This is a genomic window from Streptomyces sp. Sge12, from assembly GCF_002080455.1.
Lineage (GTDB): Bacteria > Actinomycetota > Actinomycetes > Streptomycetales > Streptomycetaceae > Streptomyces.
This window is the reverse complement of the sequence record NZ_CP020555.1, coordinates 5,856,506-5,874,048: the sequence shown is the minus strand read 5'-3', so window position 1 is coordinate 5,874,048 and position 17,543 is coordinate 5,856,506. Positions and strand designations below refer to the sequence as shown.

Sequence of the window (17,543 nt, the reverse complement as noted above, 5' to 3'; positions counted from 1 at the left end):
GCGTTCAACGCCCCCGCCCCACCCGCTATTCCGTGCACACGTCAGGCGGACCCGCCGGAGGCCCGCTCCACGAGGTCTTCCCACACCGTGCGCACCTGAGGTTCCAGCGCCTCCAGCGGCCCGTCGTTGTCGATCACGAGGGTCGCCACCGCGAGCCGCTGCTCCCGCGTGGCCTGCGCGGCCATCCGGGCCCGCGCCTCCTCCTCGGCCATCCCGCGCAGCGCGGTGAGCCGGGTCAGCTGGGTCTCCGGGGACGCGTCCACGACGACGACGAGGTCGTAGAGGGGCGCCAGGCCGTTCTCCGCGAGCAGCGGTACGTCGTGCACCACGATCGCGTCGGCCCCCGCGGCGGCCTCCAGCTCGGCCGACCGGGCCCCCACCAGGGGGTGCACGATCGCGTTCAGCGTCTGCAGCTTCGCCGGGTCCGCGAACACGATGGAGCCCAGCTTGGGGCGGTCCAGCGTGCCCTGTGCGGTCAGCACCGACTCCCCGAAGGCCGCGACGACGGCCGCGAGTCCCGGCGTACCGGGCTCGACGACCTCTCGCGCGATCCGATCGGCGTCGACGACGATCGCCCCGTACCCCGCCAGCAGTCGCGAGACCTCGCTCTTGCCGGCACCGATTCCGCCCGTCAGGCCTACTTTCAGCATGCCCCGCAGCATAGGGGGCGCCGTCCGTACGTCAGTTCTCGCCCTCGCGCTCCGCGAGGAAGCGCTCGAACTCGCGGCCGATCTCGTCCGCCGACGGCAGCTCCGCCGGCTCGGCGATCATGTTGCCCCGGGTCTCGGCCCCGGCAGCCGCGTCGTACTGGTGCTCCAGCCCCTGCACCAGGCTGACCAACTCCTCGTCGCCCTCGCGGATCTGCCGGTCGATCTCCGTCTGGGTGCGGTGCGCCTCGGTGCGCAGTGCGTGCGCCACGGCCGGCAGCACCAGCCCGGTCGCCGCCGTGATCGCCTCCAGCACGGTCAGCGCGGCGTCCGGGTACGGGGAGCGCGCGACGTAGTGCGGTACGTGGGCGGCGACACCCAGGACGTCGTGCCCGGCCTGGGCCAGTCGGAACTCCACGAGGGACTCGGCGCTGCCCGGGACCTGTGCCTCGTCGAAGGGGCTGCGGTGGCCCGGCATCAGGTCGGTCCGGTTGCCGTGCGGGGTGATGCCCACGGGACGGGTGTGCGGGACGCCCATCGGGATGCCGTGGAAGTTGACGGAGAGGCGGACGCCGAGGCGCTCGACGATCTGCCGGACGGCGACGGAGAAGCGCTCCCACTCCACGTCCGGCTCGGGGCCGGACAGCAGCAGGAAGGGGGCGCCGGTGGCGTCCTGGACGAGCCGGACCTCCAGCCGCGGCTCCTCGAACTCCGTCCAGTGGTCGCGCTGGAACGTCAGCAGCGGGCGCCGGGCCCGGTAGTCCACCAGCCGGTCGGCGTCGAACCGGGCGACCACCTGGTGGGGCAGGGTGTCCAGCAGCCGCTCGACGATCTGCTCCCCGGCCTCACCCGCGTCGATGTACCCCTCGAAGTGGTACAGCATGACCAGCCCGGCCGAGTCCTGGGCGACTGCCAGGTCGGCCACCGCCAGGCCCTTGGCATCCCATTCGTACAAACCCTGTGGATCAAGCACCGTCACCACTCCTCCTCGCCTCGTTCTCAGCCAAGAACGTTCAAGGAGGCCCGGCCATTCCCCAGTTGGCCGCATTCACAGGAACGGGGCGGATCACTCGGGGCGGACCGGGCGGGTGGAACGCGGTAAGGCCCGCCCCCCGAAGGGGACGGGCCTTACCGTTCAACGCAGTTCAGCTCGGCTCACACCGGAGTGTGATGCGCGCTGCGATCAGCTCTGGCCGCCGGCCAGCTTCTCGCGGAGCGCGGCCAGGGCCTCGTCCGACGCCAGGGCGCCGGAGGTCTCGTCCGACTCCGAGGAGTACGAACCACCCGAGATGCCCGCACCGGCGTTGCCACCGGCGGCCGGGGCGGCAGCGCCCTCGGCAGCAGCGGCCTCGTCGGCCTCGCGGCTCTTGATGACCTGAGCCTGGTGCTGCTCGAAGCGCTGCTGCGCCTCGGCGTACTGGGTCTCCCAGGCCTCGCGCTGCTTGTCGAAGCCCTCGAGCCAGTCGTTGGTCTCGGGGTCGAAGCCCTCGGGGTAGATGTAGTTGCCCTGGTCGTCGTAGGACGCGGCCATGCCGTACAGGGTCGGGTCGAACTCGACCGACGCCGGGTCGGCACCGAAGGACTCGTTGGCCTGCTTCAGCGACAGCGAGATCCGGCGACGCTCGAGGTCGATGTCGATGACCTTGACGAAGATCTCGTCGTTGACCTGGACGACCTGCTCCGGGATCTCCACGTGGCGCTCGGCCAGCTCGGAGATGTGGACCAGGCCCTCGATGCCCTCGTCCACGCGGACGAACGCACCGAACGGAACCAGCTTGGTGACCTTACCCGGGACGACCTGACCGATCTGGTGGGTCCGGGCGAACTGCTGCCACGGGTCCTCCTGCGTCGCCTTCAGCGACAGGGAGACACGCTCGCGGTCCATGTCCACGTCGAGGACCTCGACGGTGACTTCCTGGCCGACCTCGACAACCTCGGACGGGTGGTCGATGTGCTTCCAGGACAGCTCGGAGACGTGGACGAGACCGTCGACGCCACCCAGGTCCACGAAGGCACCGAAGTTGACGATCGAGGAAACGACGCCGGAGCGGACCTGACCCTTCTGCAGGGTGGTGAGGAACGTCTGGCGGACCTCGGACTGGGTCTGCTCCAGCCAGGCACGGCGGGACAGGACCACGTTGTTGCGGTTCTTGTCCAGCTCGATGATCTTCGCCTCGAGCTCCTTGCCCACGTAGGGCTGGAGGTCGCGGACACGACGCATCTCGACGAGAGAGGCCGGCAGGAAGCCGCGGAGGCCGATGTCGAGGATGAGACCACCCTTGACGACCTCGATGACGGTACCGGTGACGATGCCGTCTTCTTCCTTGATCTTCTCGATCGTGCCCCAGGCACGCTCGTACTGAGCGCGCTTCTTGGACAGGATCAGACGGCCTTCCTTGTCCTCCTTCTGGAGAACCAGGGCCTCGATCTCGTCGCCGACCTTGACGACCTCGTTCGGGTCGACGTCGTGCTTGATCGAGAGCTCGCGGCTCGGGATCACGCCTTCGGTCTTGTAACCGATGTCGAGCAGGACCTCGTCCCGGTCGACCTTCACGATGACGCCGTCGACGATGTCGCCGTCGTTGAAGTACTTGATCGTCTCGTCGATCGCGGCGAGGAAGGCTTCCTCGTTACCGATGTCGTTGACCGCTACCTGCGGAGTGGTAGAGGTGGTCTCGGTGCTGCTCGTCATGTGGGAAAGGGCTCCGGTTACGGACAGAAAGTCGTAGGTACTGCTACGCCGGGAGCCCTTATCGGCATCTGCCGAAGAAGCCGGACAGCCAAGGAGACCCCCTTCCGCGAAGAGCGGCGGGGCCTCGAAAACCGAGGGGACATCAACAGATGCAAGCGCAGCCTGCTAGGTCTGAGGAGCACAGGCTCGCAGCGCAACTTGTAGCATACGGGGGCAGCCGGACAGGGTCAATGCGCGAAGGCGCACACCCCGGGCGGATCACCGCACAACCGGCACAATTCATGGGCGGGAAGCCCTTCCTGACGCTTCCTGCCACATTCAGAAGACATTCGCAGACTACGACGACGGGCCCCATGAACCAAGAGGACTACGCCTCCGAAGACGCGCACACCGCCGATCCGGCCTCCGGGGACGACGCCGAGGCCACCCGGCGTGACGCGGGGGAAGCGGAGAGCAGCCGGGCCAGCCGGAGCTGGTGGGACCGCAACGCCGACGAGTACCAGAGCGACCACGGCGCCTTCCTAGGCGACGACCGCTTCGTCTGGGGACCCGAGGGGCTGGACGAGGCCGAGGCGGCCCTCCTCGGCCCCGCCGCCTCCCTCAAGGGCAAGGACATCCTGGAGATCGGCGCCGGCGCCGCCCAGTGCGCCCGCTGGCTGGCCGCCCAGGGCGCCCGCCCCGTGGCCCTCGACCTCTCCCACCGCCAGCTCCAGCACGCCCTGCGCATCGGCGAGGACGTCCCGCTCGTCGAGGCCGACGCCGGACGCCTCCCCTTCCGTGCCGGCTCCTTCGACATGGCCTGCTCCTCCTACGGCGCCGTCCCCTTCGTCGCCGACCCCGTCAACGTCATGCGCGAGGTGCACCGGGTCCTGCGCCCCGGCGGCCGCTGGGTCTTCTCCGTCACCCACCCGATCCGATGGGCCTTCCCCGACGAGCCCGGCCCCGAGGGGCTGTCCGTCGCCGCCTCCTACTTCGACCGCACCCCCTACGTGGAGCAGGACGAGCGGGGCCGCGCCCTGTACGTGGAGCACCACCGCACGATCGGCGACCGGGTCCGCGACGTGGTCGCGGGCGGCTTCCGGCTGCTCGACCTGGTGGAACCCGAATGGCCGGCATGGAACAGCCAGGAGTGGGGCGGCTGGTCCCCGCTGCGCGGCAATCTGATCCCGGGCACCGCGATCTTCGTCTGCGAGCGCGACTGACGTGATCCGCACCGCCGCCCTCGACGCCCTGCCCGTACGGGAGGCCGTGCCCGCGCTCGTCTCGGCGCTGGACGGCCACGGCACGGCGGTGCTCTGCGCGCCGCCCGGCACCGGCAAGACCACGCTGGTCCCGCTGGTGCTGGCCGGGCTGGTGGGCGGCGGGCCGCGGCGCCGGGTGGTCGTCGCGGAGCCCCGGCGGATCGCCGCCCGGGCCGCCGCGCGGCGGATGGCCTGGCTGCTGGGCGAGCGGGTCGGCGCCGCGGTGGGCTTCACCGTCCGCGGGGAGCGGGTGGCCGGCCCGGACACCCTGGTGGAGGTGGTGACCACCGGCGTACTCCTCCAGCGCCTCCAGCGCGACCAGGAGCTGACCGGGGTCGACGTGGTGGTCCTGGACGAGTGCCACGAGCGGCACCTGGACGCCGACACGGTCGCCGCCTTCCTCCTCGACGTACGGGAGACCCTGCGCCCGGAGCTGCGACTGGTGGCGGCCTCGGCGACCACGGACGCCGCCGGCTGGGCGCGCGTCCTCGGCCGGGGCGGCCCGGGCGACGCGCCGGTGGTGGAGGCCGCGGGGGTCTCGTACCCGGTGGAGACGGTCTGGGCGCCGCCGGCCCGGCCGGTGCGGCCCCCGCACGGGATGCGGGTGGATCCGGCGCAGCTGACGCACGTGGCCTCGGTGGTGCGGCGGGCGCTGGCGGAACGCACCGGCGACGTGCTGTGCTTCCTGCCCGGTGTCGGCGAGATCGCGCGGGTCGCGGGGCAGCTGGGCGGGGTGGACGCCGAGGTGCTCCAGATACACGGCCGGGCCCCGGCGGCGGTCCAGGACGCGGCGCTCTCCGCCGCCGGACACCGCCGGGTGATCCTGTCCACCGCCGTGGCGGAGTCGAGCCTGACCGTCCCCGGGGTGCGCGTGGTGGTGGACTCCGGGCTGGCCCGCGAGCCCCGCACGGACCACGCCCGGGGGCTGGGCGCGCTCGCGACCGTACGGGCGTCCCGCGCGGCCGGGCGCCAGCGTGCGGGCCGGGCCGGGCGCGAGGCGCCGGGCACGGTGTACCGCTGCTGGGCCGAGGCGGAGGACGGCCGGCTGGCCGCGTTCCCCTCGCCGGAGATCCGGATCGCCGACCTGGCGCAGTTCGCGCTGCAGGTCGCGTGCTGGGGCGACCCGGACGCGACCGGGCTGGCGCTGCCGGACCCGCCGCCCGCCGGGGCCATGGCCGCGGCCCGGGAGGTGCTGGTGGCCGTCGGCGCGGTGTTCCCGGCCGGCGGGGTCACCGCGCGCGGGCAGCGGATGGCCCGGCTGGGGCTGCACCCGCGGCTGGCCCGCGCCCTGCTGGACGGCTCGACCGCGCTCGGTGCCCGCCGGGCGGCCGAGGTGGTGGCCCTGCTGAGCGAGGAGCCGCCGCGGGAGTACGGGGACGACCTGGCCGGCGCCTGGCGGCGGGCCCGCGCGGGCGGTGACCCGTACGGGGCCCGCTGGCGGGCGGAGGCCGGGCGCCTGGAGCGCGCCGCCGCGGAGCGGCACGGCGAGGCCGGAACGTCAGCCCCTCCGGCGTTCGAGGAGCGGGGTACGGGGCGGGGCCCCGGCAGCGGTGCGGCGTCCGACGACGCCGCCGCCGGGCTCGTCGCCGCGCTCGCGTTCCCCGAGCGGGTCGCCAGGGCCAAGGGCCAGGGGGCTTTCCTCATGGCCTCCGGCACCGCGGCCGAGCTCGGCGACGGCTCGCCGCTGCGCAGCGCGCCCTGGCTGGCCGTCGCGGTCGCCGACCGTGCCCCGCACTCGGCCTCCGCACGGGTCCGGCTGGCCGCGGTCATCGACGAGGACACCGCCCGCACCGCCGCCGCGCACCTGCTCACCGACGTCGAGGAGGTCCACTGGGAGGACGGCGACGTCGTCGCCCGCTCCGCGCACCGCCTCGGGGCGATCGAGCTGGCCGTGCGTCCGCTGCGCACCCCGGATGCGGCGCTCGTCCGGGCCGCCCTCCTGGACGGGCTGCGCGCCGAGGGACTCGGCCTGCTGCGCTGGTCCCCGGACGCGCGGGCGCTCCGGGCCCGCCTCGGCTTCCTGCACCGGACGCTCGGCGGCGCGTGGCCCGACGTGGCCGACGACGGGGCCCTGCTGGAGCGCGCCGACGACTGGCTGGAGCCGGAGCTGTCCCGGGCCCGGCGCCGCGCCGACCTGGCCCGGATCGACGCCGGGCAGGCCCTGAACCGGCTGCTGCCGTGGGCCACCCGGGAGGCGGCCCGGCTGGACGAGCTGGCTCCGGAGCGCCTGGAGGTGCCCAGCGGCTCCCGGATCCGGCTGGACTACTCCGCCGAGCACGGCCAGCCGGTCCTCGCGGTGAAGCTGCAGGAGCTGTTCGGGCTGGCGCAGACCCCGCGGGTGGCGGGCGTACCGGTGCTGGTGCACCTGCTGTCGCCCGCGGGCCGTCCCGCCGCGGTCACCGCCGACCTCGCCTCCTTCTGGCAGGGCGGCTACCGGGCCGTCCGCGCGGAGCTGCGCGGGCGCTACCCCAAGCACCCCTGGCCGGAGGACCCGGCCACGGCCGAGCCCACCCGGCACACCAACGCCCGCCTCAGGGGCTGACCTCCGCCTCCGGCACGCGTTCGGCCCGGCCGCGGCGGCCGCGGGCCTCCAGCCAGAGCGCGGCCCCGAGCAGGACGAGCCCGCCGGCGGCCAGGCCGATGGGGGCGTAGGTGTGCAGGGCGAGGACCTTCGTACGGTTCGACCTGACGAGGTCGACCGTGTAGTCGGAGTAGTCCTCGCGCATCGTGACGTGCCCGGCGAAGGCGGTGAGCTTGCCGTCGGGGCCGCCTGCGGCGATGCCGCCGCGCATCTCCTGCTGGATGTCCTGCTCGGCGTTGACGGGCGCCCCGGTCACCGGGTCGACCCAGAACTTCGCCTTGACCGTGTACCAGAGGGTGGTTCCGGTGGCCGCCTCGATCGTCGAGGGGTCGATGCCCTCGATGGGCATCTTCTTGGGCATGGCGACCTTGGTCCACGGGACGGTCTGCTCGAAGTAGTAGACGTCCATGCCCTTGAAGGTGCGCGGGCCGACGTAGTGGATGGGCGAGGAGGTACGGGTCTGCGCGTCGAAGTACAGGTAGTCGCGCGGCTCGGTGAAGAAGGGCCACTTGAACTCGATGCCCTCGCGCTTGACGGGGTCCCCGTCGACCATCTCCCCGGTGGCGTGGACCGGGTCCTGGGTGTGCGCGTCGAAGATGTAGCGCTCGGGTATCTGGGAGACCATCTTGCCGTCCGGGCCGATGATGTAGGACAGCGTGTCCCAGACGACGACGTCCTTGCCGGCGCTCGCCTCGATCTCCTTGGACGCCTCGACGTTGCCCTTGAGGGTCTGGACGATGGTGACCTTGTCGACCTTCTTGGGCTGCATGCCTCCGGTGTAGTCGAGGAGCGTCGCGTCCTTCGCCTCCAGGACCATCTCCTGGTACTGGTTCGGCGGGATCTTGGCGAGGCGGGGGTACGCGTACCAGCGCAGCAGCGGCGCGAGGGCTGCGCAGAACACGGCAAGGGCCAGCAGGACAAGGCTCGCTCTGCGTCGCACGGCCGGGCCCTCCTCTACTTTCCGGGCGCGGGGGGCGCGGTGGTGAGCAGGGGCTTGGGTGAGGTCTCGCCCTCGGGCACTCCGAAGGCCGTGATGGCGAACACGAGGGCCAGCGCGGCCGCGAGGCCGATGACGGCGGCGACGAATGCGCGCATGCCGGGCTCCGGAATCTGATGAGGCGTCAGAGATGGGGCACCGTAGCAACGCGGGCACGAGATGAGAACCGTTCGGCGTGATCCGCGGACCGCGACCCCTCCAGGGAGGGGCGAGCGCCCTCCCCCGCCCCCGGAACAGCGGGGGTGTCAGGGGGAGGGCGGTCGGCCGTCGGCTCCGCCCGGCCTAAGGGGTACCGGTCGCGCTCGCGCTCGGCGCCGGCGTCCGGCTCGGCGCCGGCGTCGGAGTCGGACGCGGGGTCGGCTTGGAGCTCGCCGTGGGGCTGGGCTTCGACGACGGGGCCACGGTCGGGGTGGGGGTCGGCGTGGGCGTCGGCGTGGGCTTCGGTTCAGGCGTCGGCGTAGGCGTGGGGGTCGGCGTCGGAGTGGGCGTCGGCGTAGGTGTGGGGGTCGGCGTCGGAGTGGGCGTCGGCGTAGGTGTGGGGGTCGGCGTCGGAGTGGGGGTCGGCGTGGGGGTGGGCGTGGGCTTCGGCTCGGGTGTCGGTGTCGGGGTCGGGGTCGGCTTCGGCGTCGGGGTGGGGGTGGGGGTGGGTTTCGGCGGGGTGGGCTTCGGGGGCTCGGCCGTGCCGGCCCGGTCCGGGATCTCGTGCGTGCCCTTCAGGTAGTACGTGAACCAGGACCGCACCGTCCGCAAGTACTCCGTGGACCGGTTGTAGGACAGCACCGCCCGGTCCAGGTCCGCGTCCGCCCGCAGGTCCCGGCTCCCCGCGCACAGGTACCGGGCGGCCGCGAGGGCCGCGTCGTGCACGTTGTTCGGGTTGCGCCGGCCGTCGCCGTCCGCGTCCTGGCCCCATGCCGCCCAGGTGGAGGGGATGAACTGCATCGGCCCGACCGCCCGGTCGTAGCGGGAGTCCCCGTCGTAGGCCCCGCCGTCGGTGTCCGAGATGTTCGCGAAGCCGTTGCCGTCGAGCACGGGCCCCAGGATCGGCCGCAGGGTCGTCCCGACGGCGTCGACCTGGCCGCCGCGCGCCTGTCCGGACTCCACCTTGCCGATCGCCGCGAGGAGTTGCCAGCGCAGTCCGCAGCCGGGGTCGCTGCGCCCGACCTTCTTCTCCGCGCCCATGTACGCCGCGAGGACGCTCGCCGGTATCCCCTGCGCCCCTTCCGCGGGCCCGGTCACCACCGACGCCGGTGCGGCCCCGGACCCCGTCGGCGCCTGCGGCTGCGCCGTCGGTCCGGCTTCCGGCAGCAGCACGTCCGGCGGCTGCGGGCTCGTCAGCGGCGGGAGTTCGGTGAAGTAGTCGGAGTCGCCGCCCGCGGTGTCCGCGGCCTGCGGCTGCTGTGCGGCGCCCTCCCCGGCGGCGGAGAGCCGGTCGCCGCTCCCGCCCGCCGGGCCCTGGGACGCGGTCACCGCGGCGATCACCAGAGCGGAGACCAGGGCGGCCGTCGTACCCCTGCGCAGCCTGCGTCCGATTATTCGAGCCGACATGAGCCGGACTCCTCCCCCTCGACGTCCGCGTGACCCTACGTCAGCTCACTGCACACAGCACGCAAGGTCGCCCGGAATTCACCGGATCCCCACGTCCCACGGCAGGTCACGCATACTGTCCGGACCCTTCGGGAGCATTGGCCCGAAGTAAGGAACGTCCACAGGAACACCGAGGAGAGGCCCCATGCCGTTCACTCTCAGCCACGCGGCCGCTGTACTTCCGGCCATCCGTCGGACCGGGCGTGCGCGGGGCCCCCTCGTCGCCTCGGCGCTCGTCCTCGGGTCGTTCGCGCCCGACACCTTCTACTTCACGGACGCGGTCGTCGAGGGCGCGATGGCGTACGGGAACTTCACGCACTCACTGGCGGGGATCTTCACCCTGGACGCCGTGCTGACGGCCGTCCTGGTGGCCTTCTGGCTTCTGCTGCGCGAGCCGCTGATCGCGCTCCTGCCGCGCAACTGGCGGGGCAGGGTGCACGCCTTCGTCCGGGGCGAGGAGTGGCGCGCGCGACCCCGGCCGGCCGCGCTCGCCGCCTGGTTCTACCTCTCGGCGGTCGTCGGTTCCCTCACGCACGTGGTGTGGGACAGCTTCACGCACCTGGACCGCTGGGGGACGAACGCGCTGCCGCGGCTCGGCGAGCCGATCGCCTTCGGCTTCCCGCCCTACACCTTCCTCCAGTACGGCACGTCGGCGCTCTCGGCGTGCCTCCTGCTGTGGTTCACGACGACCGCGCTGCGCCGGCTGCCCGCCTCCCCCGTCCCGGCGTCGGTGCCCGTGCTCTCCCGCGCGGAGGTCCTGGGTGCGCTCGCCCTGCTCGTGGTGTGCGTGGCCGTCGCCGTCACCGTGCGCATCGTCCGCTTCTTCACGTTCTTCGACCGGATCCGTACGCCGCTCGACATCATTCCGACCATCTGCTTCGGTGCGGGCGGCGGCCTCGCGGTGGCCCTGCTGATCTACGGAGTCCTCGTACGGCTGCGGCACCGCAACGACCGGACCGGGCGCCCCGCGGACGAGGAAACGCGAACGCCCGTCCCCACCGCCTGAGCAGCGGGGACGGGCGCCGGGCCTGCCGTACGGGGGTCAGTGCGCGGCGGACTCCCAGTCCGGGCCGACGCCCACCGACACGTCCAGCGCGGCCCGGAGCTCGACGGCGGCGCCCATCTCGCGGCGCACCAGCTCCTCGACCTGCTCGCGCTCGCCCGGGGCGATCTCCAGCACGATTTCGTCGTGGACCTGGAGCAGCATGCGCGAGCGCAGGCCGGCCCCGGTGATGGCCTTGTCCACGCGCAGCATCGCGACCTTGACGATGTCGGCGGCGGTGCCCTGGATCGGGGCGTTGAGCGCCATCCGCTCGGCTGCCTCGCGGCGCTGGCGGTTGTCGCTGTTGAGGTCGGGGAGGTACCGGCGGCGGCCGAAGATCGTCGCCGTGTATCCGGTGGCGCGGGCCTCGTCGACGACCCGGCCGAGGTAGTCGCGGACCCCGCCGAACCGCTCGAAGAAGGTCTCCATCAGGCCGCGCGCCTCGGCGGGCTCGATGTTCAGCTGCTGGGCGAGACCGAACGCGGAGAGCCCGTAGGCGAGTCCGTACGACATGGCCTTGATCTTGCGGCGCATCTCGGCGTCGACGGCGGACCGCTCCACCCCGAACACCTGGGAGGCGACGGTGGTGTGCAGGTCCTCGCCGGTCGCGAAGGCCTCGATCAGGCCCTCGTCCTCGGAGAGGTGGGCCATGACGCGCAGCTCGATCTGGCTGTAGTCGGCCGTCATCAGGGACTCGAAGCCCTCACCGACGACGAAGCCGCGGCGGATGGCGCGGCCCTCGTCGGTGCGCACCGGCACGTTCTGCAGGTTGGGGTCGGTGGAGGACAGGCGGCCGGTCGCGGCGACGGTCTGGCTGAAGCTGGTGTGCACCCGGCCGTCGGCGGCGATGGTCTTCACCAGGCCCTCGACGGTGACGCGCAGCTTGGCCTGCTCCCGGTGCCGGAGCATGATCACCGGGAGTTCGTGGTCGGTCTGCGTGGCCAGCCAGGCGAGCGCGTCCGCGTCCGTGGTGTAGCCGGTCTTGGTCTTCTTCGTCTTCGGCAGGTCCAGCTCGCCGAAGAAGACCTCCTGGAGCTGCTTGGGCGATCCGAGGTTGAACTCGTGGCCGACGGTGGCGTGCGCCTCCTTGACGGCCTGCTGCACGGCTCCCGCGAACTGCTGCTCCATGGCCTCCAGGTGGTCGCGGTCGGCGGCGATGCCGGAGCGCTCCATCCGGGCCAGGAGCTCGGAGGTGGGCAGCTCCATGTCGTGGAGCAGCTCCGCGGCGCCGACCTCGGCGAGCTTGTCGGTGAAGGCGTCGCCCAGGTCCAGGACGGCGCGGGCCTGCGCCATCAGCGCCTCGGCCTCGGCGGTCTCGTCGGCGCCGAAGGCCAGCTGGCCGTCGGCGGCGGCGGGCGCCAGCTCACGGTGCAGGTATTCCATGGACAGGGCGTCCAGGGCGAAGGACCGGCGGCCGGGCTTGACCAGGTAGGCGGCGAGCGCGGTGTCCATGGCGACCCCGGCGAGGGTCCAGCCGTGCTCGGGGAAGACCCGCATCAGGCCCTTGGCGTTGTGCACGACCTTGGTGCGCGCCGGGTCGGCGGCCCAGGCCGCGAAGGCCCGCTCGTCGGCCTCGTCCAGCTCGGCCGGCGTGAACCAGGCGGCGGCGCCCCCGGCCGCGGCCAGCGCGATCTCGCTGACATTGCCCTGGCCCAGCGCCCAGCTGTCGACGGTGGAGATGCCCAGCGGCCCGCCCGCGTGGCTCTCCAGCCACGGCGCCAGCTCGCCGGTGCCCAGCACGGACGCGTCCAGTTCCACTCCGGCCGCCGGAGCCGGGGCCTCCTCCACGGCCGCGCCCGGGTCCACGGTGAGCAGCCGCTCGCGCAGCGAGGCGTTGCGGATCTCCAGCACGTCCAGCACGCCGAGCAGGGCGGTCCGGTCGTAGGCGACGCGGGCCAGGTCGGCGGGGCCCTTGGGCAGCTCCACGTCCTTGACCATCTCGGTCAGGACCCGGTTGAGCTTGACGGCCTCCAGGTGGTCCCGGAAGTTCTGCCCGGCCTTGCCCTTGACCTCCTCGGCGCGCTCGACGAGCTCCGCGAACGACCCGAACTGGGTGATCCACTTGGCCGCGGTCTTCTCGCCGACGCCCGGGATGCCCGGCAGGTTGTCGGACGGGTCGCCGCGCAGCGCCGCGAAGTCCGGGTACTGCTGCGGGGTGAGCCCGTACTTCTCCTCGACCTTCTCCGGGGTGAACCGGGTGAGCTCGGAGACGCCCTTGGTCGGGTAGAGCACGGTGGTGCGCTCGGAGACGAGCTGGAAGGAGTCCCGGTCGCCGGTGACGATCAGCACGTCGAAGCCGGCCGCCTCGGCCTGCGTCGCGAGCGTCGCGATCACGTCGTCGGCCTCGAACCCGTCGACGGCGAACCGCGGCACGTGCATCGCGTCGAGCAGCTCGCCGATCAGCTCGACCTGCCCCTTGAACTCGTCCGGGGTCTTGGAGCGGTTCGCCTTGTACTCGGGGAACTCCGTCGAACGCCACGTCTTGCGGGAGACGTCGAACGCCACCGCGAAGTGCGTGGGGGCCTCGTCGCGCAGCGTGTTCGCCAGCATCGAGGCGAAACCGTAGATTGCGTTGGTCGGCTGCCCCGTCGCGGTCGTGAAGTTCTCCGCGGGCAGCGCGAAGAACGCCCGGTAGGCCAGGGAGTGCCCGTCCATGAGCATCAGGCGGGGACGGTCCGCTGCGGGCGGCTGGTCGGTCTTCTTCGCTGATGAATCTGCCACGCCCCCGATCCTAGGCGCCCCCACCGACAATTCCGGCCCGTCGCCTCCCCCGGCGCATCCGCCCCACCGGACGCCCCCGGCGCACCCGCGCGGGCGCACCGAGCACCGGACCGCCCTCCCCTCGTTCCGTGGTCCGTGCAAGGATCGAAGGACGCGGCCACACGTGCTGCATACGTACGCACGCTCGAAGGGGAGCGCGATGGCGACCAAGCCGCCCACAGGCGATCCGGTACAGGACTCACCGCAGGTCACACCGCCCAAGCAGGCGGCCGCCGGCCTTCCGGCGATCGGCCACACGCTGCGGATCGCCCACCAGCAGATGGGCATGGCCCGTACCGCCCGCACGCTCCTCAAGGTCAACCAGAAGGACGGCTTCGACTGCCCGGGCTGCGCCTGGCCCGAGGGCGACAAGCGGCACACGGCCGAATTCTGCGAGAACGGCGCCAAGGCCGTCGCGGAGGAGGCCACGCTGCGCCGGGTCACCCCCGCGTTCTTCGCCGCGCACCCGCTGGCCGACCTGGCCACGCGGTCCGGCTACTGGCTGGGCCAGCAGGGCCGCATCACCGAGCCCATGCTCCTGGAGCGCGGGGCGACGCCCGGGGACGAGGACCGGTACGTGCCGGTCAGCTGGGAGAAGGCCTTCGAGGTCATCGCCGAGGAGCTGACCGCCCTCGACTCCCCCGACGAGGCCCTCTTCTACACCTCGGGCCGCACCAGCAACGAGGCCGCGTTCCTCTTCCAGCTCTTCGCCCGCGAGTTCGGCACCAACAACCTGCCCGACTGCTCCAACATGTGCCACGAGTCCTCGGGCTCCGCACTGACGGAGACCATCGGCATCGGCAAGGGCAGCGTCTCCCTCGAAGACCTCCACCGCGCCGACCTGATCATCGTCGCGGGACAGAACCCGGGCACCAACCATCCGCGCATGCTCTCCGCCCTGGAGAAGGCCAAGACCGCCGGCGCCCGGATCATCTCGGTGAACCCGCTGCCCGAGGCCGGCACGGAACGGTTCAAGAACCCGCAGACCCCGATCGGCATGTTCAGGGGCACCGCCCTCACCGATCTCTTCCTGCAGATCCGCATCGGCGGCGACCAGGCCCTCTTCCGCCTCCTGAACAAGCTCGTCATCGAGACCGGCGGCGCCACCGACGAGGCCTTCATCCGCGAGCACACCCACGGCTACGAGGACCTCGCGGCCGCCGCCGAGGACGCCGACTGGGACGAGACGCTCACCGCGACGGGCCTGACCCGCCCCGAGATCGAGCAGGCCCTGGCCATGATCCTGGCCTCCGAGCGCACCATCGTCTGCTGGGCCATGGGCCTGACCCAGCACAAGCACTCCGTCGCCACCATCCGCGAGGTCGTCAACCTCCTGCTGCTGCGCGGCAACATCGGCCGCCCCGGCGCCGGCGTCTGCCCCGTCCGCGGCCACTCCAACGTGCAGGGCGACCGCACCATGGGGATCTTCGAACGCCCCGCACCCGCCTTCCTCGACGCCCTCGACAGGGAATTCGGCATCACCTCGCCCCGCGGGCACGGCTTCGACGTGGTCCGCTCCATCCAGGCGCTGCGCGACGGCCGGGCCAAGGTGCTCTTCGCGATGGGCGGCAACTTCGTCGGCGCCACCCCCGACACCGAGGTCACCGAGGCCGCGATCCGGCGGGCCGCCCTGACCGTGCACGTCTCCACCAAGCTCAACCGCTCCCACGCGGTCACCGGCCGGCGGGCCCTGATCCTGCCCACCCTCGGCCGTACCGACAAGGACGTCCAGGAGAGCGGCAAGCAGTTCGTGACCGTCGAGGACTCCATGGGCATGGTCCACGCCTCCCGCGGCAACCTCGCCCCGGCCTCCCCGCACCTGCTGTCCGAGCCCGCGATCGTGGCCCGGATGGCGCGCGCCGTCCTCGGCCCGGCCTCCGCCACCCCGTGGGAGGAGTTCGAGCGCGACTACGCCTCGATCCGCGAGCGGATCTCCCGCGTGGTCCCCGGCTTCGAGGACTTCAACGCCAAGGTGGCCCGCCCCGGCGGCTTCCAGCTCCCGCACGCCCCGCGCGACGAGCGCCGCTTCCCGACGAAGACCGGCAAGGCCAATTTCACGGCCGCGCCCGTGGAGTACCCGCGGGTCCCGGCGGGACGGCTGCTCCTGCAGACCCTGCGCAGCCACGACCAGTACAACACCACGATCTACGGCCTCGACGACCGCTACCGCGGCATCACCGGCGGCCGCCGCGTCGTCATGGTCAACCCCGCCGACGCCGCCGAGCTGGGCCTGGCCGACGGCTCGTACACGGACCTGGTGAGCGAGTGGAAGGACGGCGTGGAGCGGCGCGCGCCCGGCTTCCGCGTCGTGCACTACCCGACGGCCCGCGGCTGCGCCGCCGCGTACTACCCGGAGACCAACGTGCTGGTGCCGCTGGACTCGACCGCGGACGTCAGCAACACCCCGGCCAGCAAGTCCGTCGTCGTGCGCTTCGAACCGGCCTGATAGAACGACCTCAGGACAAGAAGGTTAACGAGCGTTGACGAACGGAGCCTGACCATGGGCGAGCAGCACGCAGTGAAGTTCCCGCAGGAGGTGCTCGACGAGTACGCGGCCCTGGGCATCGACCTGCCCGCGCTGTTCTCGGCGGGGCACCTCGGCGAGCGGATGGACATCCGCATCCTGGAGGCCTCGGCCGACCGCGTCGTCGGCACCATGCCCGTCGAGGGCAACACCCAGCCGTACGGGCTGCTGCACGGCGGCGCCTCGGCCGTGCTGGCCGAAACCCTCGGCTCGGTCGGCGCCATGATGCACGGCGGCATCACCAAGATCGCCGTCGGCGTGGACCTGAACTGCACCCACCACCGGGGCGCCCGCAGCGGCATCGTCACCGGCGTCGCCACCCCGGTGCACCGCGGCCGTACGACGACCACCTTCGAGATCGTCATCACCGACGAGCAGGACAAGCGGATCTGCACCGCCCGCCTGACCTGCCTGCTGCGCGACGCCGACCAGGCCGCCGCCCAGGCCTGACCCGAACGACCCGGCCGGCCGGCCCGAACGACGGGCCCGAACGACGGGCCAAAACGGCATGGACGGCCGGCCGCGCACCACCCGCAGGCCCGGATCCCGCCCCACGCGGCGGCGGATCCGGGCCTGCGCCCGTTTCCCGCCACCCCCGGCCCCTTCCCCGGCCCGTCCGCCGGCACGTTCCCACTCGTTCCCGGACCGGTCCGCGCCCGGCAACCGCCCGGAATCCGCCAGTCCGCACGCTGCGCGGCGACAGCTGTTGTGTCACCAATGGTGACCGCCTACCTTCCCCTCATGGGGACCATGCCACGCACGGCCCGGTACGCCGCCCACATCCTCCTCGCGGCGCTCGCCCTGTCCGGATGCCGATCCTCCGCACCACCCTCCGCGGCAGGCTCCGGGGCGCCCTCCACCAGCCCCTCCGGCGAGCCCTCCGCCGCCCCCTCCACGCCCGTGCAGGTCTGCACGAGCCTGGTGTCGTACTGGGCGAAGGAGACCCTCCTGGGCACCAAATGGTCCGGTCTGGACTGGGAACAGAAGGGCCTGTCGAACGGCCAGTACACGATCCACGAGGACGCGGTCGCCGCGGGCCGCACCGAAGAGCGAACTGCCGGACGGGACAAGGCACTTGAGCTGATCGACCGCTTCGTCGCCCAGCGCTGCACCGAACAGGACGGCGCGACCGCCAGTTCGGAGAACTGGCGTCCCCCGACGTGACCGGCATCACCGCATTCCCGAGCGCGGTGTCCGGCTTCCGGGCAGATCCCCCCGCAGGACCGAACCGCAGGTGAGAGGCCACAGGCCGACTCGAACAAGATCCGTTCGAGTTCGAAAGTCACCTCTTGACCGTCACTGTGCGTAATGCCCACCAGGGCCTTAATCCGCCTTTTCCCTAAAGAAAGACCACCCGGAGGATTCCTTTGAGCACGCGCAGCCACATTCGGCCGAAAATGATCTAAGACAGGTGCATGGAGGCCTCAAGCCCCTTAGAGGAACAGGTATTTCTCAGGATGCGGACACCCGTCAAG

13 protein-coding genes are annotated in these 17,543 nt (G+C 72.3%); 6 read left to right on the top strand and 7 right to left on the bottom strand.

Annotation, left to right across the window (positions count from 1 at the left end):
• Positions 1–41: 41 nt before the first annotated feature.
• From coaE to rpsA, 3 genes are all read right to left on the bottom strand, one after another.
• Complete coding sequence (gene coaE, locus B6R96_RS26340; RefSeq protein ID WP_081525267.1) at positions 42–650, bottom strand: dephospho-CoA kinase; 609 nt, start codon at positions 648–650, stop codon at positions 42–44.
• Positions 651–681: 31 nt separating this feature from the next.
• Complete coding sequence (locus tag B6R96_RS26335) at positions 682–1,620, bottom strand: PAC2 family protein (RefSeq protein WP_052876653.1); 939 nt, start codon at positions 1,618–1,620, stop codon at positions 682–684.
• A gap of 210 nt (positions 1,621–1,830) precedes the next feature.
• On the bottom strand, positions 1,831–3,339 hold the full coding sequence (gene rpsA / locus B6R96_RS26330; RefSeq protein ID WP_030010959.1) for a 30S ribosomal protein S1: 1,509 nt from the start codon (positions 3,337–3,339) through the stop codon (positions 1,831–1,833).
• A gap of 353 nt (positions 3,340–3,692) precedes the next feature.
• Here rpsA and B6R96_RS26325 point away from each other — a divergent pair, with 353 nt between their 5' ends.
• Together B6R96_RS26325 and hrpB are read left to right on the top strand one after the other, a co-directional pair.
• Positions 3,693–4,541 carry a class I SAM-dependent methyltransferase gene (locus tag B6R96_RS26325; protein WP_030388964.1) on the top strand — a complete coding sequence of 283 codons (849 nt, stop codon included), beginning with the start codon at positions 3,693–3,695 and terminating at the stop codon, positions 4,539–4,541.
• Position 4,542: 1 nt separating this feature from the next.
• The gene (gene hrpB / locus B6R96_RS26320) at positions 4,543–7,122 is read left to right on the top strand and encodes an ATP-dependent helicase HrpB (protein WP_081523819.1); all 2,580 of its coding nucleotides are present in this window, start codon (positions 4,543–4,545) and stop codon (positions 7,120–7,122) included.
• Here hrpB and B6R96_RS26315 read toward each other — a convergent pair.
• The 3 genes from B6R96_RS26315 to B6R96_RS26310 form a co-directional block, all read right to left on the bottom strand.
• The gene (locus B6R96_RS26315) at positions 7,112–8,101 is read right to left on the bottom strand and encodes a DUF3068 domain-containing protein (RefSeq protein WP_081523818.1); all 990 of its coding nucleotides are present in this window, start codon (positions 8,099–8,101) and stop codon (positions 7,112–7,114) included. The genes hrpB and B6R96_RS26315 overlap by 11 nt on opposite strands.
• A 14-nt stretch (positions 8,102–8,115) precedes the next feature.
• Positions 8,116–8,256, bottom strand: a complete 141-nt coding sequence (locus tag B6R96_RS36975; RefSeq protein WP_106971437.1) for an SPW_0924 family protein — start codon at positions 8,254–8,256, stop codon at positions 8,116–8,118.
• Between the two features lie 184 nt (positions 8,257–8,440).
• Entirely contained in the window at positions 8,441–9,703 is a 1,263-nt protein-coding gene (locus B6R96_RS26310) for a lytic transglycosylase domain-containing protein (RefSeq protein ID WP_081523817.1), read from the bottom strand.
• A 184-nt stretch (positions 9,704–9,887) separates the two neighbouring features.
• On the opposite strand from B6R96_RS26310, the gene B6R96_RS26305 reads away from it, so the two are divergent.
• Positions 9,888–10,748, top strand: a complete 861-nt coding sequence (locus B6R96_RS26305) for a DUF4184 family protein (protein WP_081523816.1) — start codon at positions 9,888–9,890, stop codon at positions 10,746–10,748.
• A 36-nt stretch (positions 10,749–10,784) separates the two neighbouring features.
• Here the strand turns inward: B6R96_RS26305 and polA are convergent, their stop codons facing one another.
• The gene (polA, locus tag B6R96_RS26300) at positions 10,785–13,439 is read right to left on the bottom strand and encodes a DNA polymerase I (RefSeq protein WP_384509400.1); all 2,655 of its coding nucleotides are present in this window, start codon (positions 13,437–13,439) and stop codon (positions 10,785–10,787) included.
• 265 nt (positions 13,440–13,704) lie between these two features.
• Between polA and B6R96_RS26295 the strand changes: the two genes are divergently transcribed.
• The 3 genes from B6R96_RS26295 to B6R96_RS26285 all read left to right on the top strand — a co-directional run bounded on the left by B6R96_RS26295 (position 13,705) and on the right by B6R96_RS26285 (position 17,232).
• On the top strand, positions 13,705–15,990 hold the full coding sequence (locus B6R96_RS26295) for an FdhF/YdeP family oxidoreductase (protein WP_053705228.1): 2,286 nt from the start codon (positions 13,705–13,707) through the stop codon (positions 15,988–15,990).
• 54 nt (positions 15,991–16,044) lie between these two features.
• Complete coding sequence (locus tag B6R96_RS26290) at positions 16,045–16,518, top strand: PaaI family thioesterase (RefSeq protein ID WP_030385463.1); 474 nt, start codon at positions 16,045–16,047, stop codon at positions 16,516–16,518.
• A gap of 291 nt (positions 16,519–16,809) precedes the next feature.
• The gene (locus B6R96_RS26285; RefSeq protein ID WP_063782835.1) at positions 16,810–17,232 is read left to right on the top strand and encodes a hypothetical protein; all 423 of its coding nucleotides are present in this window, start codon (positions 16,810–16,812) and stop codon (positions 17,230–17,232) included.
• Positions 17,233–17,543 lie beyond the last annotated feature (311 nt).